This window comes from Halolactibacillus halophilus, assembly GCF_900115605.1.
GTDB lineage: Bacteria > Bacillota > Bacilli > Bacillales > Amphibacillaceae > Halolactibacillus > Halolactibacillus halophilus.
The window spans coordinates 1-25,882 of record NZ_FOXC01000033.1; the positions used below are offsets into that span (position 1 = coordinate 1).

The 25,882-nt window shown below is 41.0% G+C and carries 22 protein-coding genes, 2 pseudogenes and 2 other annotated features; of the genes and pseudogenes, 16 read left to right on the forward strand and 8 right to left on the reverse strand.

What is annotated here, in order from left to right; genetic code table 11:
• Positions 1–473 (reverse strand): annotated as a pseudogene (locus BM098_RS10465) (IS200/IS605 family accessory protein TnpB-related protein); the annotation flags it as partial.
• 193 nt (positions 474–666) lie between these two features.
• Between BM098_RS10465 and BM098_RS10470 the strand changes: the two are divergent.
• From BM098_RS10470 to BM098_RS10480, 3 genes are all read left to right on the forward strand, one after another.
• A complete protein-coding gene (locus tag BM098_RS10470; protein WP_089833114.1) occupies positions 667–1,866 on the forward strand; it encodes an ROK family transcriptional regulator in 1,200 nt (399 codons plus the stop codon).
• Positions 1,867–1,900: 34 nt separating this feature from the next.
• Positions 1,901–2,482 carry a hypothetical protein gene (locus BM098_RS10475; RefSeq protein WP_234987485.1) on the forward strand — a complete coding sequence of 194 codons (582 nt, stop codon included), beginning with the start codon at positions 1,901–1,903 and terminating at the stop codon, positions 2,480–2,482.
• Positions 2,483–2,758: 276 nt separating this feature from the next.
• A complete protein-coding gene (locus tag BM098_RS10480; protein ID WP_200795846.1) occupies positions 2,759–3,364 on the forward strand; it encodes an Rpn family recombination-promoting nuclease/putative transposase in 606 nt (201 codons plus the stop codon).
• A 333-nt stretch (positions 3,365–3,697) separates the two neighbouring features.
• Here the strand turns inward: BM098_RS10480 and BM098_RS10485 are convergent, their stop codons facing one another.
• The 4 genes from BM098_RS10485 to BM098_RS10500 all read right to left on the reverse strand — a co-directional run bounded on the left by BM098_RS10485 (position 3,698) and on the right by BM098_RS10500 (position 8,478).
• A complete protein-coding gene (locus tag BM098_RS10485) occupies positions 3,698–4,741 on the reverse strand; it encodes an aldose epimerase family protein (RefSeq protein ID WP_307725245.1) in 1,044 nt (347 codons plus the stop codon).
• A gap of 35 nt (positions 4,742–4,776) precedes the next feature.
• Entirely contained in the window at positions 4,777–6,252 is a 1,476-nt protein-coding gene (gene galT, locus BM098_RS10490; protein ID WP_089833120.1) for a UDP-glucose--hexose-1-phosphate uridylyltransferase, read from the reverse strand.
• A 2-nt stretch (positions 6,253–6,254) separates the two neighbouring features.
• Positions 6,255–7,247: a UDP-glucose 4-epimerase GalE gene (galE, locus tag BM098_RS10495; protein WP_089833122.1), complete on the reverse strand. Its 993-nt coding sequence runs from the start codon at positions 7,245–7,247 to the stop codon at positions 6,255–6,257.
• A gap of 64 nt (positions 7,248–7,311) precedes the next feature.
• Entirely contained in the window at positions 7,312–8,478 is a 1,167-nt protein-coding gene (locus BM098_RS10500; RefSeq protein WP_089833124.1) for a galactokinase, read from the reverse strand.
• A gap of 279 nt (positions 8,479–8,757) precedes the next feature.
• On the opposite strand from BM098_RS10500, the gene BM098_RS10505 reads away from it, so the two are divergent.
• Together BM098_RS10505 and BM098_RS10510 are read left to right on the forward strand one after the other, a co-directional pair.
• Positions 8,758–9,315: a nitroreductase family protein gene (locus tag BM098_RS10505; protein ID WP_159430171.1), complete on the forward strand. Its 558-nt coding sequence runs from the start codon at positions 8,758–8,760 to the stop codon at positions 9,313–9,315.
• Between the two features lie 103 nt (positions 9,316–9,418).
• On the forward strand, positions 9,419–10,855 hold the full coding sequence (locus BM098_RS10510; RefSeq protein WP_089833128.1) for a glycoside hydrolase family 1 protein: 1,437 nt from the start codon (positions 9,419–9,421) through the stop codon (positions 10,853–10,855).
• Positions 10,856–10,968: 113 nt separating this feature from the next.
• On the opposite strand, the gene BM098_RS13880 is transcribed toward BM098_RS10510, so the two are convergent.
• On the reverse strand, positions 10,969–11,094 hold the full coding sequence (locus BM098_RS13880; protein ID WP_261766454.1) for a hypothetical protein: 126 nt from the start codon (positions 11,092–11,094) through the stop codon (positions 10,969–10,971).
• 115 nt (positions 11,095–11,209) lie between these two features.
• Between BM098_RS13880 and BM098_RS10515 the strand changes: the two genes are divergently transcribed.
• The 8 genes from BM098_RS10515 (at position 11,210) to trpA (ending at position 18,774) form a co-directional block, all read left to right on the forward strand.
• On the forward strand, positions 11,210–11,755 hold the full coding sequence (locus tag BM098_RS10515) for a 3-dehydroquinate synthase II domain-containing protein (protein ID WP_089833130.1): 546 nt from the start codon (positions 11,210–11,212) through the stop codon (positions 11,753–11,755).
• 106 nt (positions 11,756–11,861) lie between these two features.
• Positions 11,862–12,095 (forward strand) — a binding site (T-box leader).
• A 24-nt stretch (positions 12,096–12,119) separates the two neighbouring features.
• Positions 12,120–12,339, forward strand: a binding site (T-box leader).
• 123 nt (positions 12,340–12,462) lie between these two features.
• The gene (trpE, locus tag BM098_RS10520; protein WP_089833132.1) at positions 12,463–13,842 is read left to right on the forward strand and encodes an anthranilate synthase component I; all 1,380 of its coding nucleotides are present in this window, start codon (positions 12,463–12,465) and stop codon (positions 13,840–13,842) included.
• Entirely contained in the window at positions 13,839–14,426 is a 588-nt protein-coding gene (locus BM098_RS10525) for an anthranilate synthase component II (protein ID WP_089833134.1), read from the forward strand. Before trpE ends, BM098_RS10525 begins: the two co-directional genes overlap by 4 nt.
• Positions 14,423–15,445 carry an anthranilate phosphoribosyltransferase gene (gene trpD, locus BM098_RS10530; RefSeq protein WP_089833136.1) on the forward strand — a complete coding sequence of 341 codons (1,023 nt, stop codon included), beginning with the start codon at positions 14,423–14,425 and terminating at the stop codon, positions 15,443–15,445. The genes BM098_RS10525 and trpD overlap by 4 nt, the downstream gene beginning before the upstream one ends.
• Positions 15,442–16,203, forward strand: coding sequence for an indole-3-glycerol phosphate synthase TrpC (trpC, locus tag BM098_RS10535; RefSeq protein WP_089833138.1), 762 nt, complete (start codon positions 15,442–15,444; stop codon positions 16,201–16,203). The genes trpD and trpC overlap by 4 nt, the downstream gene beginning before the upstream one ends.
• The gene (locus BM098_RS10540; protein WP_089833140.1) at positions 16,196–16,828 is read left to right on the forward strand and encodes a phosphoribosylanthranilate isomerase; all 633 of its coding nucleotides are present in this window, start codon (positions 16,196–16,198) and stop codon (positions 16,826–16,828) included. The genes trpC and BM098_RS10540 overlap by 8 nt, the downstream gene beginning before the upstream one ends.
• Entirely contained in the window at positions 16,809–18,008 is a 1,200-nt protein-coding gene (gene trpB, locus BM098_RS10545; RefSeq protein ID WP_089833142.1) for a tryptophan synthase subunit beta, read from the forward strand. Before BM098_RS10540 ends, trpB begins: the two co-directional genes overlap by 20 nt.
• Positions 18,001–18,774 (forward strand): tryptophan synthase subunit alpha, encoded by a 774-nt coding sequence (trpA, locus tag BM098_RS10550; protein ID WP_089833145.1) that lies wholly within the window; start codon positions 18,001–18,003, stop codon positions 18,772–18,774. The genes trpB and trpA overlap by 8 nt, the downstream gene beginning before the upstream one ends.
• Before the next feature lie 98 nt (positions 18,775–18,872).
• Here trpA and BM098_RS10555 read toward each other — a convergent pair whose 3' ends face one another.
• Positions 18,873–20,213, reverse strand: coding sequence for an FAD-dependent oxidoreductase (locus tag BM098_RS10555; RefSeq protein ID WP_089833147.1), 1,341 nt, complete (start codon positions 20,211–20,213; stop codon positions 18,873–18,875).
• A gap of 1,100 nt (positions 20,214–21,313) precedes the next feature.
• Between BM098_RS10555 and BM098_RS13610 the strand changes: the two are divergent.
• Positions 21,314–21,502 (forward strand): annotated as a pseudogene (locus BM098_RS13610) (transposase); the annotation flags it as partial.
• A 94-nt stretch (positions 21,503–21,596) separates the two neighbouring features.
• Here BM098_RS13610 and BM098_RS10565 read toward each other — a convergent pair.
• Positions 21,597–23,216 carry an ABC-F family ATP-binding cassette domain-containing protein gene (locus BM098_RS10565; RefSeq protein WP_089833149.1) on the reverse strand — a complete coding sequence of 540 codons (1,620 nt, stop codon included), beginning with the start codon at positions 23,214–23,216 and terminating at the stop codon, positions 21,597–21,599.
• A gap of 386 nt (positions 23,217–23,602) precedes the next feature.
• Between BM098_RS10565 and BM098_RS10570 the strand changes: the two genes are divergently transcribed.
• Together BM098_RS10570 and BM098_RS10575 are read left to right on the forward strand one after the other, a co-directional pair.
• Positions 23,603–24,883, forward strand: a complete 1,281-nt coding sequence (locus tag BM098_RS10570; RefSeq protein ID WP_089833151.1) for a helix-turn-helix domain-containing protein — start codon at positions 23,603–23,605, stop codon at positions 24,881–24,883.
• A gap of 255 nt (positions 24,884–25,138) precedes the next feature.
• Positions 25,139–25,759 carry a DUF2628 domain-containing protein gene (locus BM098_RS10575; protein WP_089833153.1) on the forward strand — a complete coding sequence of 207 codons (621 nt, stop codon included), beginning with the start codon at positions 25,139–25,141 and terminating at the stop codon, positions 25,757–25,759.
• Positions 25,760–25,882: the final 123 nt, after the last annotated feature.

Consider the following 25,882-nt stretch of genomic DNA (forward strand, 5'->3'; position numbering starts at 1 on the left):
CAGTAAAATAAGCGTGTGGAATACTTATATGTCACAACAAAAAAGGCCCCTTTTTGTTGTTCACGTGATGTTTTATTGAACATCGGTGTTCCTTTGACAAAAGAGCCTTTTATCTTTTGAAGTGTCGTCAAGCGCGCCTTCGTCGCTTTTATTTTTCTTTTAACAGCGCTGATTTGTTCTTTTTTATTGCGCATGTACACGTTCTTTAATTCTTTTTGTGCGGATAGAAGCGCGCGTCCTTCTTGAACAGCGCTGTTCGCATAATAATCATTTAATCCGTAACGTTGCTTTAAACGTTGATGGATGGAGACGGAACTTTTCGCTTTCGAGCCCCTAAGCTCGCGGACCTCCGCTTGATAGCGAAAATGTTTGGCTTGATTAAACACCCGAAGGGTGTGATCCATGGACATCACAAAATTAGGGTCGATTTTATGCTTATATAAGCGATTTGAAAAAATGGCCTTCATGCCCATGATACACACCCTCTCTTTTTTTGTGACGGTCATTGTTAGTGCTTTAATTATACCATGTGGAATATATGTTTGTCACTTCAAAAATATTCAAAATAAACAATTCATCACCTACCTCGTGCTGACGCACTTGAGGAAGGTGTCTTCTCGCCTTAATGCGATAAACTAAGTCACGATAGCAGTTGGAGGAAAAACAATGAAACGCGGAAGTTTTCAAGCGATGAAACGATTAAATAAGTCATTGATTTTAAATAAAATATTAAATGATGGACCAATTTCCAGAGCTGAAATTGCCAAAGATATTAAACTCACCCCACCGACGGTGGGGACGATTGTCAAAGAGTTGATTGAACAACAAATTGTGAAAGAAAGTGCTCAAGGGGAATCCAAAGGTGGACGAAAACCGACGTTACTTGTCGTTGACCATGATGCCTTTTATGTGATTGGGATTGATGCGGGTCCACGGGATGTTACGATTGTCTTAACCAATCTACAAGCAGACATCATTGACCGCGCAAGAAAGGATGTCCCGGCGGGAATCAAAAAAGACGCTTACTTAAAACTCTTAATCGAAGAAACAGAACGGTTAATGAACCGTAACGCTAACTATGTCGATCAACTTATTGGCATTGGAGTAGCGATGCACGGGGTTGTTGATGCTGAGATGGGAGTTGGCCTTTATGCGCCTAACTTAAACTTGCGTGATATTCCGGTGAAGAAAGTCTTAACGGAACATTTTGATCTTGTTGTACAGGTGGAAAATGATGCACGAACATTAGCCCTTGCGGAGACATGGTTTGGTGAAGGTAAGGGTGTATCTAACCTGTTAGCCGTAAATATTGGCAGTGGTGTGGGGGCTGGTGTTGTGATTGATGATGAATTGTATCGTGGTAAAGCCCATATTGCGGGTGAGATTGGTCATATGACGATTGATTTACATGGTGATGTTTGTAGTTGTGGGAATAGAGGGTGTCTGCAGACAATTGTCTCAGGAGAAGCGATTCAAAAGCGAGCTGAACAGTTAATTAAAACGGGGGTAGACACACGATTAACGCAAGCGTCACCGACAGCTTATGACTTATATCAAGCGGCCGAACATGGGGATGCGTTTAGTCTACAATTATTAACAGAAACAGCTGAAGCGATTGGGATTGGTTTGACGAATGTGATTCATACTATTAATCCTGATCGAATATTGTTAAACGGTGGCGTGATGAAAGCGAGTAAGTATTTACTGCCTGATATCCAGCGCACTGTCGCTAGTCGGGCTCTAACAGACCAAGCAAAAGCCACCCCAATTCTTGTGTCAAAACTGGGCGATAATGCCTCGGCTCTTGGTGCAGTCGCACTTATTCTTGTCGAACTATTCAAACGTAATGGTGAGATTGATGTTTAAGCTTGCATTACGATTTTGTTATGTCACTATAATTATGCTTGTGATCCTTACAGGTTGCGGCAATGACAGTCAAACCGAAACAATCGAACAGCTACAAACACAACTCTCAGAACGAGAAGATTACGTAGCTCAGTTGACGCGTGATAATCAAGCTTTACGCGCATCGATTCAACAATTACAACGACCACAAACGTTCTCCTATATTGAACAACTAGATGAAGTAGCACGGGGGCATTATCAAGCCTTTCTTGAGACGAAGGATCTGACACATTTTGAATCGTTTACTTCAGCTGAAATGTTTGTCGTGTTTTTACACAGTGTTGTGACCGGGGAAGACGATGTAAGTACATCGATTCTTTATAACGATGGCTCATTTGCGGATGTGAGTGACTTAAAAGCCTATTACCAAGAAGCAGTCTTTCGTGGCTATATCGAGACAGCGTTAGATTTTCGTTATTTTTATGATCTTCATGTTGATGAGACTCAGTCACGTACTGATAAAGATGTCGTAAAAATGAGTGTGAAGTTTGAACTGTTTAGTGCCACCCATCTCGTAGAATTGCGTAAACAAGACGGGATTTGGAAAGTGGTTGCTGGGCCGTATCGTGAAGGTTAAGTATAGGTTAATCTTTTCGACAAAGCCCCATATAGAATAATTAAAGAAGCGGGTTCGCGTATATGAGCCTGCTTCTTTGTTGTAAAAAAATAAAAATCGACTGTTTAGGAAACATAACATTCAATCCATCTGACCGATGCGTTAATAAGCGGGTCGATACGGAGCTGATTTTTAAAAACGGTCGATAGCCACTGACTTGTTAGAGTGACGACATCGCTATATGCTGTAACTATCTCATGAGGCATCACTGTTAACAGCAAACGATAGCGAAAGCAGATGGCTAATATTCAAGTTCAAAATCCGCACGATAAATTCTTTAAAGAAACGTTTAAGAATCCCCAGGTAACAAAAGATTTCATCACGTATTATTTACCACCTTCTCTTGTTAAACAGATTGATGTGAACACCCTAGAGCCGCAAAAAGACAGTTTTATTAACAAAGAACTAGAAGAAGTCTTTTCTGATTTGTTGTTTAAAGTTGATATTAATCACGAACAAGGGTACCTGTATTTATTATTTGAACATAAAAGCTATCAAAGTCGAAATATTGCCGTTCAGTTACTTGAATATATGTTAAGGATTTGGAATAGACAGTCGCTCCGAAAAAAAGCGGATGAGTTGCCAATCATTTTGCCACTCGTCATCTATCATGGCAAACAAACCTGGCATATAGGCCAGTCGTTGGGCGATGTGATTAAGGGATTTGATACACTCACAGCTGATATGACACGTTACGTACCTGATTTTGATTATTTATTATTTGATGTATCGACGTACCAAGATGCAGAAATAAAAGGCGTTGCCCAGTTAAAGATTCTTTTTACGATCTGGCGTGACCTTTATACAAAAAATGATTTCAATGATATAGTAAAAACATTATAACAAGCCTATCCTAAGGGGAGTGATGTCATGAAGACCATAGCTGATGTGTTACGAGAAGAAGGAAAAGAAGAAGGTATTGCTGAAACGTTATTAACGTTATTAGGCCGTAAACTCGGTCAGTTACCACAAGATACACAAACGTAAATTCGTCAGTTAGATGAACAGCCTCTTCAATCCATTGTAAAAAACTATGATCAGATTCACACGTTGGATGACTTGATTAAGTATCTTTAGTTGTATAGTGTGGCCATATTAAGAAGTCAAAAGACAGGTATGATCTAAGAATATAAACCTAAAGCCACTCAACAGCTGTTGAGTGGCTTTTATCACGTGCTATTCTACTTCAAATCGGAAGCTTGTCTTCGAGCGATAGACCTCATTTTTAGGAAGGAAAACCGACGGGAAACCGTCATGAATAAGTGAGGCTGGTGAGCTTTGTGTTTCAAGACAAACCCCTAAGTATTTCTGTGACGGAGCTTCTTGTAATGTTAATGAATCATCAAGCGAATTTGATGTATACATAACCATACCTGGTTGATCGGTTTGAACCGTCAGTTTTCGTCCGCTTTTTGGATCTTTAATGATAACCGCATCACTTTTTGTGTCATCAAAGATAAAGTAGTGGTCATACCCCTGTAGAGCGACTTTATTTTGTGGATCGGTTGAATCAACTGCACCTCGGACTGTCCGTCCTTGCGTGAAGTCAAAGGTTGTCCCTGATACCGGTAAAATCTTGCCGGTTGGGATAAGCTCCTCATCCAATTCAACGAACTGACTTGCGTCAAGTATAATGTCATGATCAAGAATTGTCTCTTTTAAGTTACCTGATAAGTTAAAGTAACTGTGATTGGTGATGGTAAGCACGGTGTCCTTTGTACTGACAGCTTCATAACGAATCGTGAACGTATTATCATCAGCTAAGACGTAGCTCACTTTATACGTCACCGTACCTGGATAACCTTGATCACCGTCTTCACTTGTGTAGTAAAGCACCGCTTCAGTACTCGTCTCGTGTTCAAGGGTTTCGATTTCAAATACTTTTGTATGAAGTCCACCAGGTCCGCCGTGTAAACTATGGCCATTTTCGCCTTCGGGCACGTGATACGTGTCACCGTTAATAACAAAAGTACTGTTTTCAATGCGCCCTGCAACACGGCCAATTAAGGCGCCAAAATATGTTTTATTGTTTAAATAATCCGCATAATCACGGTAGCCGAGGACGACGTTCTCTTTAACACCGACTTTATTTGGGGTTATGATCTCAGTAATAATTCCCCCGTAATTTAAAAAGCTGACAGACATCTTGTTTTTATTTATGAGTGTGTATAGCTGCCAATCATGACCTTCGACCGCTATCGGTTTCGTTGTGATTGCCAATATAATCCCTCCTTGTTTTTCGTGTTATTGGTTACTTAAAGGTTGGTTAAAAAGCGTTTAAATCCTTCCTTACCCGTATTATTCGACTTAAACACCCCAGAATCCTGTAAAACACGGACGAATTTTTCAGCTAAAGCTTGATCAACGATTGCGTCAACATTGTCTTTGGTGATTGTTTCCGTTTGTTTTAATTCATCAGCCCAAGCTTTATGGTAGGTTTCAATTGTTTCTGCGCCTAAAAGATATGCTTTCATCTCATCAAGTTCGGGCTTTAAGCGCGGAGGTAGGACGGCAAGACCCATCACTTCAATTAAACCGATGTTTTCTTTCTTAATATGATGCACATCCTGATGGGGGTGGAACAAACCATCAGGATGTTCAGCGGTTGTTCGGTTATTTCGTAACACCAAGTCAAGCTCATACTGGCCATCACGCATGCGCGCAATAGGCGTAATTGTATTGTGTGGTGTCTCATCTGTATAAGCAAGGATATCAGCTGCCTCATCACTATAGTCACGCCACGTATCTAAAATATGGGCACCGGCCTTAACGAGTGGTGCTTTATCTTTATGTTTTAGACGGATGACAGACATCGGCCAATTGACGACAGAAGCGTCAATCTCAGGGAAGGACGCAAGTGTGAATGTGAATAAATCATCGGCTTCAGTCATCCCGAATGAATAGCGTCCGGCTTGATAGTGATCATGGCTTAGAATACTGCCGCCAACAATCGGTAAATCTGCATTTGACCCAATAAAGTAATGCGGGAACTGTTCAACAAAGCTGAGTAGTCGGGTGAAGGTTGATTCACTAATGACCATTGGACGGTGTTCTTCGCAAAAGACGATGCTGTGCTCGTTGTAATACACATACGGTGAGTACTGGAAGTACCACTGTTCCCCGGCTAAATTCACATCAATCACGCGGTGGTTTGACCGTGCTGGGTGTCCAGTGCGGCCAGGGTAGCCTTCATTTTCAATACAAAGTAAGCACTGCGGGTACTTCACATCTTGTTTCAGTTCACGTTCACGTTTAATTTGTTTGGGGTCTTTTTCTGGTTTGGATAAATTAATTGTAATATCGACCTTACCAAACGATGTTTGACGTTCGTATTGAATGTTTTTGGCGATGCGCTCGGTTTGAATATAGTGACTGTTTTGGCTAAGCGCATAAAAGTAATCGGTCGCTTTTTTGGGGTCTTCACCATAGAGCTGATTAAAGGTCGCATTAATATCGGTTGGTTTTGAAAGAAAAGTATCCATCATTTTTGCATCCAGTTGTTCACGCTCATCTAGCGCGTCACTGATCACCCCCCGCTTTGTGGCATCATCTAGTAACACTTTTAAGCACTCAGGAATGGTGCCTTCAGTTAGTAATGTGTCTGGGGCGGTAAAGGTCTGTAAGTCGAGTAGACCAAGGATCTGATTGCGCGCATAAATCCGGTCACGCGCTGTGATTAAATCAGCCTCAATCGCTAAATCAATTAAACGTTCAATATAAGATGTGACCATATTTATGCCTCCTCGTAGCCATGTGGGTGTGCTTGGTGCCAGCGCCAAGCATCTTGTAGAATCCGGTTGATTTCGGTGCGCTTCGGTGACCAGCCTAAAATTTGTTTAGCTTTATCACTTGAGGCGATGAGTGTTGACGGATCACCAGCCCGGCGTTCACCAATTTTTGCTTCAATCGGATGATTCGTGACCTTACGTGCCGCATCGACGATTTGTTTAACGGAGAAACCGACAGAAGAACCTAAGTTAAAGATGTTACTGTCGCCACCGTCTAATAAATATTTAACCGCTAAAATATGGGCATCGATTAAGTCTTCAACATGAATATAATCGCGGATACACGTGCCGTCTTCGGTTGGATAATCATCACCGTAAATCGTAATATGTTCACGTTGGTCTAAGGCAACTTGTAAGACAATCGGGATTAAGTGAGTTTCTGGATCATGATCTTCACCAATCGCCGCGTCGTCTCTCGCCCCGGCCACGTTAAAGTAACGAAGGGAAACATAACGAATACCGTAGGCTTTTTCACACCAATGCATCATTTTTTCCATCGTGAGTTTTGTTTCACCATACGTATTGGTTGGCACTGTTGGCATGTCTTCAGTGATCGGTACTTGTTTAGGTTCTCCGTAGGTCGCCGCTGTTGAAGAGAAAACGATATTTTTAACACCTGCCTGTTGCATCGCTTTTAAGACGACTTGTGTCCCGTAGACGTTGTTATCAAAATATTTCAATGGGTCTTCCATTGATTCGCCGACGAGTGAGTTGGCCGCAAAGTGAATCACGGCTTCAATGTTTTGGTTTGTTAAAACATCAGTCATAAAGGCTAAATCACGGATATCACCTTCAAAGAAATCGGCCTGTTTATGGATGGCGTCTTTGTGACCGGTTTGTAAGTTATCGACCACACTGACGTTATGATTTTGCTCTACTAATTGATAAACGGCATGAGACCCAATATATCCGGCCCCGCCTAATACTAAAATATTCATTTGTTTGCCTCCTTAGCATCATTCATATCATTAAAACGGTTGTCTAAACGACTAGCTTGATCAGTTATAGTGCTTTTGCGCCATCACCAATCGTTGCTTCATAGAACGTTGGTGCGTAGCCAATTTTGTCTGTGTAGATGCCTTCTACGTTTCTTTTAAAAGTATCAACTTGTGCTTTTTCAACGAGCGCAATCGCACACCCACCAAATCCAGCACCAGTCATGCGGGCACCGAGCACACCTGGTTGTTTAACGGCAGCTTCTTGTAGTGTATCGAGTTCAAGACCGGTGACTTCATAGTCATCACGAAGCGATGCATGTGAGTCGTTTAGTAACTTGCCAAAAGCAACTAAGTCTTTTTCATGGAGTTTTTTAAAGGCTACTTTTGTGCGCGCATTTTCATATACTGCGTGACGGGCACGTTTTTGTTTTGTCTCATCACTTATTAAATACCGGTGTTGGTCGAAAGCGTCAACCGATAAATCACCTAGACTTTGAATGTCGAGTTCTGTTTGTAAGTCTGCCAGTGCACTTTCGCATTCGCTACGTCGTTCATTGTATTTTGAATCGGCGAGCTCGCGGCGCTTATTTGTGTTCATAATCATAATAACATAATCCCCGAGTTCAACCGGAGCATATTCATATTGAAGCGTATTACAGTCGAGCAGAATCGCATGTTTATCCTTTCCCATGCCAATCGCGAATTGATCCATAATCCCGCTATTGACACCAATGTAGGTGTTCTCGACATATTGACCGAGCTTAACCATCTCAACGCGGTCAATTTTGAGGTTAAATAACGTTTCCAGTAAGACGCCGGTTGCAAGTTCGATCGAGGCGGAAGAAGATAACCCAGCCCCGTTTGGAATATTACCAAAGTAAAGCACGTCAAAGCCCGAATCAACAGTATAATCGTGCGTATTAAAAGCGTCTATCATCCCTTTAGGGTAGTTGGCCCAGTTATCTAACTTTTGATAGCTTAAGTCATCTAATGAACTGGTGATCACACCAAGGTCTTCAAAGTTCATCGAGTAAAAGCGTATCGCATTGTCCTCTCGTCTACGGGCAACCGCATAAGTACCAAATGAGATGGAGGCCGGGAAGACGTAACCGCCATTATAATCCGTATGTTCACCGATAAGATTGATCCGCCCTGGCGCAAAAAAGGTTTGAATGTCGCCACCCTCACCAAAAACGCGTTCAAACGTACTTACTAATGTGTCTGTATTCATGTTTGTTCATTCCTTTCAAGGATAAGTAGTCAGAGAATATAAAACTTAATTAAATTAATTTATTAACTATTCATATCATATCACGGCGGTTAGGGAAATGCAACGGAGAGAATCATTTTTTAATCAAAAAGTAACTTGAGAGTGGATGTTTTTTGAGTGTGTCTTAACGGAAGCCTGACAGATGGCAGCTAAAGTGGGGACATATTAAGCAAGTTCACTGATTTTTCAATCAGTCTTTGCTATAATGAGGGTGGAAACATAAAGAAAGTGGGGATGAGAATGGATATTGAAACACTCATTAAAGAGAGGCGATCGGTCTCATTATTTGAAGATAAACCTGTCAGCACGGAGTTAGTAAAAGAGATGTTAAAAACATCTGCCTGGGTACCAAATCATAAAATGACACAGCCGTGGCGCTTTACTATTATTACTGGCGAGACAAAAGATCAACTAGCGAACTTAGCTGGTGACTTTATGTCACGCGGAAAAACTGGAGAAGACAAAGACCGTGCGTTTAATAAAGCCTACGGAACGTTTAGTCAAGTACCAGTCTATGTGATGGTGTATATGGATGAAAGCCATGAATTAAAACGTCGTCAAGAAGATTATGCGTCAACGAGCTTAATTATTCATAACTTAAGTTTAATAGGCTGGGAGAAAGGGCTCGGGATGATTTGGAAAACAGGGCCACTGACTGATACAGAAGCGTTTCGTGAATTGATTGAAATCAAACCAGGTGAGAAGTTTGTCGGGATGATTCAACTTGGTTACGCTAAAAAAGTACCAAGAGCGATGCCACGGATCGATCTTGATACGCGGATCACTGAATTAAATTAAAGTTTAACCAACAAGAGGCGTCATCATTGTTAAGATGGTATTCCTTTTTTTGAAGGAGATTGTGGTGACAAATATATGAATTATTTAGAAGGAGGCAATACGGATGCAACATGAAACAAAAACACCATTTCCAACGGATTTTCTCTGGGGCTCAGCTTCAGCGGCTTATCAAATTGAAGGCGCGCATGATGCTGATGGTAAAGGACCATCAGTTTGGGATGTGTATACGAAAATTCCCGGGACGACTTTTAAAGATACGAATGGAGATATTGCGGTTGACCACTATCACCGCTTTGAAGAAGACGTTAAACTGATGCATGAACAAGGCTTAAAAGCGTATCGTTTTTCCATCGCTTGGTCACGGATTTATCCAGAAGGTAGCGGTGAGGTGAATGAACAAGGGCTTAAATTCTATGATAAACTGATTGACTTATTGCTGCACTACAACATTGAACCTATTATTACAGTCTACCACTGGGATGTGCCACAAGCCTTGATGGATAAGTATGGTGCCTGGGAATCACGTGAGATCATTAAAGATTTTGATACATATTGCCAGACACTTTTTAAGCGTTACGGTGACCGGGTGAAATATTGGGTCACGTTAAATGAACAAAATATTTTTGTCGGTCTTGGCTACCAAAAAGCGCTTCATCCACCAGGGGTAAAAGATTTAAAACGGATGTATGAAGCCAATCATATCGCCAACTTAGCCAATGCAACAGTGATCAATAGTTTCCATGCGCTCGTATCAGACGGACAGATTGGGCCAAGCTTTGCTTACTCACCAACTTATCCATACGATGCTGATCCAAAACATATTATCGCCCAGGAAAATGCGGAAAGTTTAAACGCACACTGGTGGATGGATGTGTATGCTTTTGGGCGTTATCCGAAAGTGATCTGGAACTATCTAGAGAAACAAGGGCTTACTCCGACGATTGAAGACGGTGACTTTGAGTTGTTAGCTTCAGCTAAACCGGATTTTATGGGCTTAAATTATTACCAAACCGCGACGATTAAACATAACCCGCTAGACGGTGTCGGGGAAGCGGCAATGAATACGACTGGTAAAAAAGGTACGCAAGAAGAATCCGGGATAGAAGGGTTATTTAAACAAGTGTCTAACCCGTATTTAGAAACGACCGATTGGGATTGGACAATTGACCCGGATGGTTTACGCGTCGCACTCCGACGGATTGAGAGTCGCTACCACTTGCCTATCCTCATCACCGAAAATGGTCTCGGTGCGTTTGATACATTAGAAGACGGTGACGTTGTAAATGATGATTACCGAATTGACTTCTTAGAAAAACATATTGTCGCCATACAAGACGCTATTAGTGACGGGGTGACGGTGCTCGGTTATTGCACGTGGTCATTTACTGATTTACTCAGTTGGCTGAATGGTTATCAGAAACGTTACGGTTTTGTTTATGTCAATCGTGATGAAGAGGGACCAAAAGATTTACGCCGGATTAAAAAGAAGAGTTATTATTGGTATAAGGACGTTATGGATCGTAACGGTTTAAAAGAGTAAGGTAATCCTATAATATTTTAATGACGCAACGGATGTAGATAACACAGTTGTATAATATCAAAAGCGGCCGGTCACTAGTGACCGGCCGCTTACTTATACGTATGGTGAGACAATCATATGTCAGCTAGGACGGTAATCGTTTGATCACCGTATGACTCTTGGTGTTGTTCTGATTGAAAACCGATCACAAAAAATGCAAGTATTAACATTAAAAACAATACGAATAAACCTTGACGCACCGCTTTTTCCCCCTAAATTAAATTCCTTTCTCAATTGTATATGATAAGATAAAGATTGAAAAGTGAAAAATTGTTTTTACTATCAAATTACACGATTCAGAAAGGGTGGCTCACTATGGGTGACGCAGTGACAACAGGAAAGGTTACAAAAATAACATCGATCGGTGAAGGGTTACGAGTCTGTCTTGACTTCATTGATGAACTCGACCCACTTGAAGGTGTCTGGATTGGCAATACCGGAAGTGGCTACTGCTTAGCTCTTTCAGAAAATCGTGAAACAGACACGTATCCGAAACGGCCATTTAGAGTGAATGCTGGTGCTTATCATCATTATTTGATAAAGGAAAAAGATACAACGACGTATCTGGCTGAAGTAACACCGGGGGACGCACTAACGGTGATAGGTCCTGATTCCAAACGGCTTGTCACTGTCGGTCGGGTGAAAAAAGAATACCGTCCCTTTTTAAGGCTAGAACTTGAAATAGATGACCAGGTCGTATCAGTCACCGTCCAAGATGCGGATAGTGTTTACTTACTATCAGCGGATAAGACCCCCATCCAGGCGCAACAGTTGACTGCCGGTGATATGTTAACCGTAAGACGTGACCAACCTGGACGTCATTTAGGTGAGCGGATTGAGGAAGACATTACCGAAATATAAACGGTATGAAAGGATAGAACGAGCAAGATACATCAATTTTTAGAAAATTCACTATTTTAGTTGACAAACTATGCAGTTCATACTAAGATAGTTGTAACTTAAAAAATGATGCGTAAGGAAGAAAAGAAGAGTAGTTTTATCAAGCTAATCTAAAGAGAGCTGGTGGGTGCTGCGAACCAGTGATGGGCGATAAAATGAATGGGCTTTTCAAAGCATTAAACCGAAATATACGTGGTATAGAGTAGGCTTTAACGGGTGTTGTTTTGCCGTTACCACAAAACACAGGCTGATTGGTCTGACTTTTTATTAAGGTGGCATAACGAGGGAACTCGTCCTTTTAGGACGGGACCCTCTTTTTTTATAGTTAAAATCGAGGAGAAAGATAAGTAGTGACGGCTGTTATTTTAAGCGAGCTGATGGTTGGTGTGAATCAGTAATAACCCCGTTGTGAATGGCCTTTTGAGTGCAGGAGTGAAAGTAGAGTAGCTCATTTGCCGGAGTGATACTCCGTTATCAAGGAAGTGTAGAGACTATAATCTCTAAACAGGCGGTGGTACCGCGGTTTGTTATAAATCGTCCCCTTATCTATTCTTTGTGATGGATAAGGGGATTTTTTTATTCCGATGATAGCACGATTGAATTAATCGAATAAAAATTAAGTTGAGTCAGTAGAGATGAAGGCGAGAAGACTAAAGGGGGAGAAACGGATGCGATTTAAAACACGGACATTTTCAGGAGACGTGCTCACACCAATTACGGTGTACCAACAGATGCAGGGGAAACAGAAATTTATTTTAGAAAGTTCACTCGGTCATGGTGAAAAGGGTCGGTATTCATTTATTGGACAAAATCCATTTAAAGAAGTGATTGGTGAAGACCAAGCAGTCACCATTATCCATCACCATACCGGCGATACAAAGAAGGTAACAGGTACTCTGCCGATAGAAGTAGTTAAACAAGAGATCCCGCGTATTGACTTAGGGTTACCATATTTATTTTACGGCGGGGCGATTGGCTATATTGGTTATGACGTCATTAGAGGCTATGAAGACATTGGCGAGGTGCTAGAAGATGAACTTGACATGCCTGATGTACATCTCTTATTTTATCAAGAAGTGATTGTGTTTGATCATAAAAATCAAACCGTTACCTTAATATCAGTGGACTTAACCAAAGACCGTGATGAGACAATGTTAGTTGAAGCGTTGGATCAACTTGAAATAGAAATTAGACAAGCACATGAGGTAAAAAAAGAGCCGGAGCTACAAATTACCTTTAAACCCACACTGTCTAAACAAGCATTTATGGACAAAGTGACACAAGCAAAACAACATATTATTGACGGAGATATTTTTCAAATCGTCTTATCCCAGCGGCTAGTTGCTAAGTATACCGACGACCCTTTTGAACTGTACCGAAAATTGCGTGTCAGTAATCCGTCACCTTATATGTATTATATTCAATTTGGTCCTTATGTCGTCTTAGGTACATCACCAGAAAGTTTAATCCAAGTCCGAGGCGATGAGGTCGTCACCAACCCGATCGCGGGTACAAGAAAGCGCGGAGCGACAGAGGAAGAAGATGAGACACTCGCCCGGGAATTATTAGCTGATGAGAAAGAACGCGCGGAACATAAGATGTTAGTGGACCTAAGTCGAAATGATTTAGGCCGGATTGCGAAAGTCCACTCAATTACGTTACCTAAGTTTATGACGATTGAGCGCTATGAACATGTGATGCATATCGTCTCAGAAGTACGAGCGACGCTTGATGGGTCAATGGATAGTCTCGACTGTCTAACCGCTACGTTACCTGCTGGTACCGTCTCAGGTGCACCGAAAATTAAAGCGATGCAGTTGATCAATCAATTTGAAACGAAAAAACGCGGGGTCTATAGCGGAGCTTGTGGTTATATTAATATGAACGGGGACTTAGACCTTGCTCTCTCAATTCGGACCATGGTCGTTAAAGACAATCACGCCTATGTCCAAACAGGGGCTGGGATTGTCTATGACTCTGATCCGTTAAGTGAGTATGAAGAAACATTAAGTAAAGCCAAATCGTTAGTGGAGGTGTTTAAGCGATGATGTTACTAATTGATAACTACGATTCGTTTACGTATAACTTGTTTCAATATATGAGTGAGCTAGGTGAAGATGTTAAAGTTGTGCGCAACGACGCCATTACTTTAACAGAAATCACTCAATTAAACCCAGAAGCGATTATTCTCTCCCCTGGTCCCGGGACACCGAAAGATTCCGGTATTTGTTTAGATGTGATTGCAGAGTTAGGTACTGTGTATCCGATCCTTGGTATTTGTCTCGGTCATCAAGCAATCACGGAAGTATTTGGCGGTGTTGTGAGCCATGCGAAACATGTCAAGCACGGTAAGCAGTCGATGATCACCCATCATGGTGAGGATCTCTTTACCGGCTTGCCAGCTGAAATTAACGTGATGCGCTATCACTCTTTGGTCGCGATTGAAAAAGATTTTCCGAACTGCCTGACGATTACCGCACGCTCAAATGACGATGATGAGATTATGGCACTTAAACATAACACGCTACCGATTTACGGGATGCAGTTCCACCCAGAATCGATTGGCACAACCGATGGTCATACGTTATTAAATAATTTCATTCAGACCATTAGAAAGGGGACAACACAATGAAATCCTACCTAGAGAAGATTACCCGTGGCGAAGATCTAACCATCACAGAAATGGAACAAGCGACAAGGCTAATGTTTGACGCATCAACGGACCCTGCCGCGGTTGGTGGTTTCTTAATTGGTCTGAAACAGAAAAAAGAAGCGGTCTCAGAACTGACCGGTTTAGTTAATGTGATTAGAGCACAAGCTGTCTTACTACCAGAAGCACTACCAAAGGCGATGGATAACTGCGGTACCGGTGGTGACGGGTCGATGAGCTTTAATATTTCTACGACCAGCGCCTTTGTCGTCGCTGGGGCGGGCATTACTGTCTCAAAGCACGGTAACCGGAGTATTTCAAGTAAGACAGGAAGCGCGGACGTGTTAGAAGCGCTCGGTGTCAATATTAACTTGAATCCAGATCAAACCTATAAGCTTCTTAAACTCAACGGTATTGCCTTTTTATTCGCACAAAATGTTCATCCGAAGATGAAGCAAGTGACTGGCATCAGACGAGCGCTTGGTATTCCAACTATCTTTAATCTGATTGGCCCGCTAACAAATCCTGTCGAGTTAACGACACAACTGGTCGGCATTTATCGTCGTGATTTATTAATGGAAATGGCGGCAACACTTCATCAACTCGGAAGAAAACGAGCGGTTGTTATAAATGGGCCAGACTTTATGGATGAAGCGGCCTTACATGGTGATACGCACGGGGTGTTGGTTGAGGGCGGAGAATTGTTGCCTTTTACGATCTCACCAAAAGACGTTGGCTTAAATTATGTTGATGTAAGTGAAATCAAAGGTGGCGACGCCTTAGAGAATGCTGAAATACTAAGACGTGTGTTAGAGGGTGAATCTGGTCCACACCGGGATACGGTATTACTTAACGCGGCCCTAGCCATATTTGCTGAGGGTACTGCTCAAACAGTTAAAGAAGGTGTTCAACTTGCGAAAGAAAGCATTGATCAAGGTCATGCGCTTAAAAAGTTAGAGACAATGATTGCTTTTAGTAAGGAACAAGAGGTGACAACATGAGCATTTTAACCAAGATTATCGAAACGAAAAAACGAGAAGTAAACAGGTTGAAACAAACACTAGACCCAAATAAAGCGCGGACAGTCCCGCACCTGTCTTTTCTTGATCAGTTTCAAACCCAGCCGTTTCAAGTGATTGCTGAGTTTAAACGGGCGTCACCATCAAAAGGAATCATCAATGATACACTCGATCCTGTTACTCAGGCAAAAACGTATGAACAATACGGGGCAGGGATGATTTCAGTTTTAACGGATCAGTCATATTTTAAAGGGGCCATCGATGACTTGATTGCCGTCAAACAAGCGGTCAATATTCCGGTTTTAAATAAAGAATTTATTATTGACCCTGTTCAACTTGATCTTGCCTATCAAGCTGGGGCTGATGTGGTCTTACTTATTGTGAGTGCACTGACAGACGAAGCACTTAAAGACTTATATCATTATGCGATAAAACTCGGTCTAGAAGTCTTAGTTGAAGTACATGACCAAGAAGAACTTAAGACGGCTTTAGCACTTGGGTGTCCGCTTATTGGCATAAACAACCGCAACTTAAAAACATTTACGACATCGATTAATCAAACGCTTGACTTAATGCGGGCGATTGATTTGAGTGGGGTCCACATCATTAGTGAAAGCGGGATGAAAGAAGCGAGCGATGTTTTAACCGTTAAACAGGCGGGGGCTTCAGGTGTGTTAGTTGGTGAAACGTTAATGACACAGAATCCAAAACAATTGATTGGAGCGTTTTTAAATGACTAACGAAGCACTTGTCAAAATTTGCGGAGTAACAGATATCATGACGGCGCATATCGTTGAACAAGCAGGCGCTGACTTGATCGGCTTTGTCTTCGCAAAAAGTAAACGCCAAGTCACACCAAAAGTCGCAAAAACAATTAGTCAATCATTAGAGACGTCAATTAAAACGGTCGGTGTGTTTGTTGACTGTCCGAAAGACACCGTTGAACAAATAGCCCGTGACGTTGGTCTAGATTACGTTCAGCTTCACGGCAGTGAAACGCCAGCGGAAATAATGGACTACAACGTCCCGGCGATCAAGGCGTTAAAGTTAACAACAAAAGAAGACCTCACGCAATTAACGGCATATGACAAAGTATGTGCGTATCTACTTGTCGATGGTCCGATGCCGGGTTCAGGTGAGACGTTTGATTGGACGTGGCTATCAGAGATGTTTTTTCATACCCCGCTTTTACTTGCGGGAGGACTTAATGTAGACAATCTTGATGCGGCCAAACGTCTAGCGACGATCAGTGGTTTTGACGTCTCTAGTGGTGTTGAAACAGAGGGGAAAAAAGATCATCAAAAAATAACGGCATTTATCAACAAAGCGAAGGGTAGGGAACAATATGTATCAACAACCAAATGAATCAGGGCACTTCGGTCAGTTCGGGGGAAGGTTTGTCCCAGAAACACTTATGCCAGCGGTACTTGAATTAGAAGCGGCTTATAATGAAGTGAAAGATGATCCCGACTTTTTAAAGACGTTTCACTATTATTTAGCTGATTACGTTGGAAGAGAAACACCGCTCTATTATGCAGAACGTCTAACAGAAAAACTGGGTGGGGCAAAGATTTATTTAAAGCGTGAGGATTTGAATCATACCGGTGCCCATAAAATTAATAATGCGCTTGGTCAAGCGCTACTCACCAAACATATGGGGAAAAAGAAAGTTGTCGCTGAAACAGGTGCAGGCCAACACGGAGTTGCGACTGCTACCGCATGTGCCTTACTCGGACTTGACTGCGTCGTCTTTATGGGTGCAGAAGATATTAAACGGCAAAAACTCAATGTATTCCGAATGGAACTGCTTGGGGCAAAAGTAGAAGCCGTCCATCATGGCAGCGCGACCTTAAAAGATGCCGTCAATGAAGCGTTGCGTTACTGGGTCAGCCATGTTGAGGATACCCACTACATTATCGGGTCAGTTGTTGGCCCGCATCCATTCCCACAAATCGTCAGAGATTTTCAAAGCATGATTGGTCGGGAGACAAAACAACAATTTAAGGAGAAAACTGGCACGCTACCAGATGCGCTGATTGCCTGTATCGGTGGTGGTAGTAATGCGATGGGGATGTTTTATCCATTTGTCGATGACACGTCCGTTAAGATGTATGGTGTGGAAGCAGGTGGCCACGGGGTTGAGACCGGCAAACATGCGGCGACTCTTACCGGTGGCAGTGTTGGGGTCCTGCACGGAACGATGACGTACCTACTCCAAGATGGTGATGGCCAGATCACCGAAGCAGACTCGATTTCTGCCGGCCTTGATTACCCAGGTATTGGGCCAGAACATGCCCACTTAAAAGATATTAATCGCGTTGAATATGTTTCTGCGACCGATAAAGATGCTTTATTTGGTCTTAAGCTCTTATCTGAAACAGAAGGTATTATTCCGGCACTTGAGAGTGCACATGCGATTGGGTATTTACCTGAGCTCGCTCAATCGATGGGAAAAGATCAATCGATTGTCGTTTGTTTATCAGGGCGCGGTGATAAAGATGTAGAGACGGTGAAGGCGGTATTAGGGGGACAAAATCATGAGTAAACAACAATTAGAGACGCGTTTTAAACAGATCCTTGACCAGGGTGATAAATTGTTTGTGCCTTATATTATGGCAGGTGACGGTGGCCTTGATGTGTTAAATGAGCGGATTGATTTTTTAGCAGACTGTGGAGCCAGTGCGATTGAACTTGGTTTGCCGTTCTCTGACCCGGTTGCAGACGGAGAAACGATTCAACAAGCAGGCATTCGTGCCCTTAAGAGTGGTACAACCGTTCAAAGGGTATTTGATACATTGAAACAGTCAAAAGATAGAAATATTCCTATTATTTTAATGACCTATATGAATCCGGTCTATCATTACGGCATCGATGCTTTTGCCAAGGCATGTGTGGCCTCAGGCGTGAGTGGTTTGATTGTACCAGACTTACCGATGGAAGAAGAGCAGGCGGTAACAGATGTACTTCACCAATATGACTTAGCGCTTATTCGACTTGTCGCGCTTACGAGCCCCGTTGCACGTCAAAAAGAGCTGAAAAAGCGCACGGAAGGCTTTTTATATGCGGTGACTGTGACGGGGACAACCGGCGAACGTCAAACCTTTACTGACCGGGTACATCAATATTTAGCTGATTTAAAAGTAGGAGCAACTACACCGGTGCTAGCAGGCTTTGGTGTTTCATCTGAAGAACAGGTGAAAAATCTAGCCCGGCATTGTGATGGTGTCGTGGTCGGAAGTCGAATTGTGAAAGCTTTCCATGATGGTGAAAAAGATGTCATTAAGGCGTTGATTGAGGCAAGTAAGCAGTAATGATGACCGTTAAGTATTAGACCACAAATATTGAAACAAAAAACAAGCGCCCGTTTATGGACGCTTGTTTTTCGTTTATATAAAAGAGTAGGGTAACTTTATTTAGCTTCGTTTGCCATCGCATTGAGTGCTACTTGGTTCAAGTAGTTTACTGGCTTATTAAAGTGTGGTTGGAAGAAGAAGTCGGTTAAGGCTAATTCTTCAATCGTCATGTCACGAGAAATCGCAACAGAAACGGTATTAACTACTTGAGTAAGGTCAGTATCTGAAATAACCTGTGTACCAAGCACACGGTGGGTGTTTTTATCATAAACAAGTTTTAATTTAATGATACTGTTTTCTGGCATGAAATCTGGTCGATACGTGTCTTCATAGAAAGCAACACCAATGTCCATATTATTCATTTTAGCTGCACCCTCTGTAAGACCTGATGAGCCTAAGTGGTGGTTGTATAACTTAAGACCTGATGTACCTTGTGTACCTGGGTGCTTTAAGGTTGGTTTGACTAAGTTTTGTGCCACAAGTGTACCCATTCTAACCGCGTTAGTTGCGAGTGGAATGTACTGTGCTTTTTTCGTTGGGTTATAAGGAACCGCACAACAGTCACCTGCAGCGTAAACATCTTTCACGCTTGTTTGCATATATTCATCAATCACAATGGCACCATTTGGTAACATCTCTAATTGATCTTTAAATAGGTCTGTGTTTGGACGGAAGCCGATACATAGTACAACGAGTTCAGCTTCTACTTCTCCTTTATCCGTTACAACGCGTTCCACTTTATCTGTACCTTCAAAGCTTTTCACGAGTTCTTGTAGACGGAGTTCGACCCCTTTTTCGCGTAGTGTTGCTTCAACAGGGTCAGTGAACGCTTGGTCAAGGTAACGGTTTAAAATGCGCGTTTCGGCATCAATTAATGTGACATCTTTCCCGTTTTCTTCAAACGCTTCAACAAGTTCAACACCAATGTAGCCACCGCCAACAACGGTTACTTTTTGTACGTCTTCTGAACGACGGATAATTTCTTTTGCGTGATCATAGTTCTTACATAGCACAACATTGTCTAAATCAAGCCCAGGGAATGGAGGGGTGATTGGCCAAGAGCCGGTTGTGACAATCAGTTTGTCATAGCTATGAATCGTAAAGTCATCTGTTTTTAAATCTTTTGCTTCAAGCTGTTTTTGTTCAACATCGACTGTGATAACTTCGTGTTCCATATGCATGTGAACACCTTTATCTTCAAATCCTTCTACTGATGCGTAGAAAAGTGATTGCGCATCATCAACGACGCCACCAACATAAAGAGCAATCCCACAAGATAAGAAAGAGACGTTGTCATTACGTTCGAACACATGAATCTCAGCATCCGGGTATAACGCTAATGTATTTTTAATTGCGGCTGTTCCTGCGTGTGTACATCCAATTACTGCTACTTTCATTTTTCATTCCTCCAATAAATTATTAGTATTTTTGTGTTGTTTAGTATAAATGGCTTGTGTTTGTATTTTAAATCACAAGTGATTGGAAAAAGGAACCCTCTTAATTCATGTGAGGGAAATGTTTGTGATTTCATTTACAAACTTATTATACTACTTTGTTTAAAATGTGACAAGAGTTTGAATGTTTTTTCACAAACTATTTTTAAGAATGTTGATAGAATAAGGTTTTTCTCACCACCTGTAATAAAATTCACAAAAAGTTCACACATCCATATGTTGCTTTGTTCACATTATAAGTAAAAAAAGGAAGGTGATTGATACTGATAAGGTGATATCGTCAACATAAATATTATACCCTTATGAGAGAAAAACTATGCATCTGTAAGGATAAAAAGTAAAATTGTTGCGTCGTCGTGTTTCAAAGTGACGCGTATCTAAAAAATCAGTCATGTGATAAAAACTCAGGTATTATAGCATGAAGGATCATTGTGGTAGGCGTGATGGGAGCTAAAAATGAAGGTTGTGTAATATTTGGTGTTGGTGAAGGGATTTTAAGTGAGATAGAGATTGCTCTAAAATAACTCACTAGCACCTCTTTTCTTTCTAAATATAGAAAACAAGTGAGTTCCCCTGTAATATTAGTTTTAACCACAAAACCATTAGAAGGGAACTCACTTGTCTATGTCTCATACTATATGAATTGCCTTTGATATTCAAGATGAAAATATTATTTTTACAGAGGATTGTGCCCGCGCGGGCACAAAGAAGGGCCATGCCTGCACATTTCTAGAAGGTACACTCACGTATACCTCGACGTATTGTGATTGTTGCTACGTTGAAAACGAGGACTATACTATTATTAAAAATGGCACAAAAACATCGACGGTTGTTATTCCAGTTGGGGTAACGAAAAAGGCGTATCTCAAATTAAGAAAATAGTGCTTCTACTGTAAATATTGTCAGACAACATTCATGGTGAAAACATCGCTAGTTAATGAAGGATGTTTCATCTCTAAAGATATGCGCCTTCAAGTTAGGGTAAAATCAGCTGAAGCTCGTTCAGTAAAGGATATTGCCCGTGGTTGTGCTGTTTCGCCTACAACGGCCGCACTGAAGGCATTAATAATAAAATCAAAGTCTTAAATCGTGGCGCTTATGGTTATCGTAATTTCAAGCACTATAATAACCGTATTCTTTTACATTTTGCGTACAAACTAGTTGAACCACAGAAGAAAAAACACAAAATAAAATACATGTTTCAGTTGCACAAAAAGAGCCGAAACATGTGAAATATAAGCTTGAAATTATTGGTTAAAAATTCTCGCCAACCCTATTCGACAAGAACCAAAATGAAAAAAAGAGCCCGGAGGCTCTTTTAATGATTTACGCATACATAGCAGTAATCTGTTTTTGTAGTTTTTGATCAGTCACATACTCATCGTAGCTCATTTCTTTATCGATCACACCTTGTGGCGTGATTTCAATTAGACGATTAGCAATACTGTTAATAAACTGATGGTCATGTGAAGTGAATAATAGTGAACCTTTAAAGTTGATTAAACCATTATTGACACTGGTGATTGATTCTAAGTCCAAGTGGTTCGTTGGCTCGTCAAGTACAAGGACGTTGGCGCTTGAAAGCATCATTTTTGCTAACATACAACGCACTTTCTCTCCACCAGATAAGACTTTTGCTTTCTTTAAGGCTTCTTCACCGCTAAATAACATACGGCCAAGGAAACCTCGTAAGAATGTTTCGGTCTGGTCTTCTGGTGAGTATTGACGCAACCATTCAACAAGTGTGAGCTCGTTATTTTCAAAGAACTCACTATTGTCTTTCGGGAAGTAAGCTTGTGACGTTGTAACACCCCAAGTGAACGAGCCACTATCAGCTTCTTGTTTCCCCATTAAAATATCAAATAAGGTTGTTTTAGCGAGTTCGTTTTTACCAATAAAGGCAACTTTATCATCACGGTTAAGGGTAAAGCTTACGTTATCCAATACTTTAACACCATCAACTGTTTTTGAAAGGTTTTCTACTTTAAGTAAATCATTTCCGATTTCGCGTTCTGGTTTAAAAGCGACATAAGGGTAGCGACGTGACGATGGTTTAATATCTTCAAGCGAAATGTTATCCAACATCTTCTTACGAGACGTTGCTTGTTTTGACTTTGATGCGTTCGCACTAAAGCGCGCAATAAAGTTTTGTAGTTCTTTAATTTTTTCTTCTTTTTTCTTGTTTTGGTCTTGCGCCATTTGTAGAGCAAGTTGACTTGATTCGTACCAGAAATCATAGTTACCGACGTACAGTTCGATTTTACCAAAATCAACATCAGCAATATGGGTACAGATCTTGTTTAAGAAGTGACGATCGTGTGAGACAACGATGACCGTGTTCTCAAAGTTAATTAAAAATTCTTCTAACCACTGAATCGCTTGAATGTCTAAGTGGTTGGTCGGCTCATCGAGTAGTAAAATATCAGGTGTACCAAAGAGAGCCTGAGCAAGTAAAACCTTTACTTTTTCTGAACCGGATAAATCACTCATTAATTTATCGTGTAAGTCTTCATGAATACCAAGACCTTTAAGTAAAATTTGTGCATCTGATTCGGCTTCCCAGCCGTTCATTTCCGCAAATTCACCTTCAAGTTCAGCTGCTTTCATGCCATCATCCTCAGTAAAGGGGTCTTTGGCATAAATCGCATCTTTTTCTTTCATGACTTCATGAAGACGTTTATGGCCCATAATTACTGTTTCAGTCACTGGGTAACTTTCATAGGCGAAGTGATCCTGTTTTAAGACGGCTAATCGCTCGTCTTTTCCAAGTGAAACGTGACCACTTTGAGGTTCAACTTCTCCTGAGAGGACTCGTAGAAACGTTGATTTGCCGGCACCATTTGCGCCGATTAATCCGTAACAATTGCCTGGTGTGAATTTAATATTCACATCTTCAAATAATTTTTTATCATCAAATTGCAAACTTACATTTGTTGCTTGTAACATCCGTGCATTCCTCCATCATTAAGCTCATAGAGCCTACTTTAGATGATTCCTGCCTGTTAGTCAATATTAATAGCTTAAATATAAAAAACGATTGTATGCTTAACGTTAAATTGAGCTACCCTCACCTAACATTCTTACGAATGTTTGAGGAAGGTGTCTTTTCGCCCTAAAGCGATAAATTAAATGAAGCAAGGATGCTTCTTCATTATTAACGAATTATGGTTTAAAAAGGATGGGATTATCGCAATTAGTATAAATTACCGATTTTTAAACGGAAATATCGATGATAATCATCTGTTTTTGTGAATTGGTCTAAAAATGTTCCAAAAAATTGGTGACTAAAGTCATAAATTTGTGTAAAATAAGGAAAGATAAGGGGTGAAGCTATGTCAGATGGTATCGGAGAAAAAATAAAATATTTTCGTATCAAGCACGACTTAACACAAGAAGAACTCGCAAAAGGGATTGTCTCAGTCTCTTATCTCTCAAAAATCGAACGCAATGCCGCAGACCCAAATCCAGAAGCGGTGAAGAAGTTATGTGCACGTTTAGAGATTAGCCCTGAAAAAGTCCTTGATGAAGATATCGCTAACGACGTTATGCGCTGGATGGAAAGTCTCTTAAAGCGTGATCTTGTCCTTGCGCATGATTTATACCAAGACATTCAAACAAAAATCGAAAAAGTAATTGATGCGGATCTGTTTTGGTTAGTTAAACTACATGCGCTCTATTATTTTGTGCTAACAAAGCAAACAGATAAAGCCAAACGTAAACTCAAATTATTAAAACAAGATCAAAAACATTTTTCTGAAAGAGAAACGTATTATTGGCTAAAGTTCAAAGCCCATTTTGAATATTTAGAATCAAGTTACGAGAAAGCGTTCTTACACTTTCAAGAAGCAGAAAGACTATACAATGATGTATTTAAAGAAGATAGTGAAGAATATTACGATCTCATATATCATGTTGCTAAAACAGCTACGGTTCTCCATTATTCATATCATGCATCTGTTTATGCTGAACGCACGCTTGTTTATTACCGCGATCATTATCGGTTAGAACGCGCAGCAAAATGCCACATTTTAAAAGGTGTGAACTATAAGCGAATCAAAGAGATGGATGAAGCATTAAAACATTTTGAACTCGCAGAAGCTCTGGGTAAACGCTTGTCGAGTGATACAATTTTATTTCGCGTTTATGAGGCGATTGGGGAGTTGTTTCACGATTTAAAAATGCCGACCCAAGCGATTCAGTATTACTCAAAAGCGTATGGAGTAGTGAAACACCAATTTAGTGTGCAAGAACTGATTGCGATACTCGGTCATGTCAAGACATACATTCAATGTGATAACAAAAGTCTTGCTAAAGACTGGCTAACAAAAGCTGATGCATTATTAAAAACTGAAAAAGACATGACACCCCGTTATGTCTATCAAGTAAAAGTGCTACGTTTTGTCTTATATGGTTTTACTAAGCAGTTTGAAAAATTACTTGTCAAAGAAGTCATCCCGTATTTTAAATCACGAAAGTTATATATTGCTTATGCAGGATATGTCAGGTTACTCGGAGATTATTATTACAATAACCGTAAATACAAACTTGCGGCTGAATATTATGCTGAAGCGCATCAAGCGATGGTCGATATTAAACATATGGACAATAAGTAGGGCCTCCTAAATTAAGGGGGTTTTTCTTTTCTGAACAGTCGACTGCCTCATCACTCGCGCCGTCGCCGTTTGGTTTTGTCTTTGATTTGTTTGGTAGTTACCGTCCGATTTTACTGATAATGTTGATTTTCCCGGCCTTCGCGTTTATCTTTAACTTTATGATGCGTCAGCCGAAAAAGAGTGACAATACTTTGATCTCATAGAAGCGTAAGGGAATAAGAATAATCATGCACCAAATAAGAAGGAGTGATCGTTATGTTTTGTCCACATTGTGGCAACGAAGCGCCTAATACGTCCATCTTTTGTCCGACGTGTGGGGTGAATATGGAGGAATACTTTCAAGCTGCTGATGTTTCATCAAGCAAACAAGCGAATAAAACTGCTGAAGATGTCGTTGTGAGTGAACCTGTAAATCAAACAAAACCGCTGCATAAACAAGCGCATTGGCAAGCGTTTGTTGATACGCGTTACCACTTTTATGATCAAAAGTGGTCGATGACATCACAACCGGACATGAAGGCCGGTTGGAACTGGGCAAGCTTTTTTGTCGGGGTGTTTTGGCTCGGTTACCGTAAGATGTACCGAGAAGTATTAATTCTGATCGGTTTGTTTTTCTTGATTGATTTTGTGGCAGCCATGACAGGGATTTATGCACTAAGTCACTTACTCCCCTTTGCCATCTACATTTACTTAGGCATGAAAGGAAATGCGCTCTATTACCAGCATGTAAGAAAAAAGTTAGCCGAACTACAATATGATCACTTATCTATGGAAGCTTATCGTGAGCATGGTGGTGTGAGTGGGACCGGCGTTGTTGTCGCCATCCTATTACTATTTGCTTATGCAGGGATTTCTACAGTCATTTTTGGTTTTTAGATCTGGAGGATTTCCTCCAGATTTTTTAATAGTATAGGAAAGTATAAAATTTTCGTTGATATACCAAGGGTTGGAACGTTATGAAGAGTTGAAATTTATTGAGGAAAAGGGTTAAGATAATAG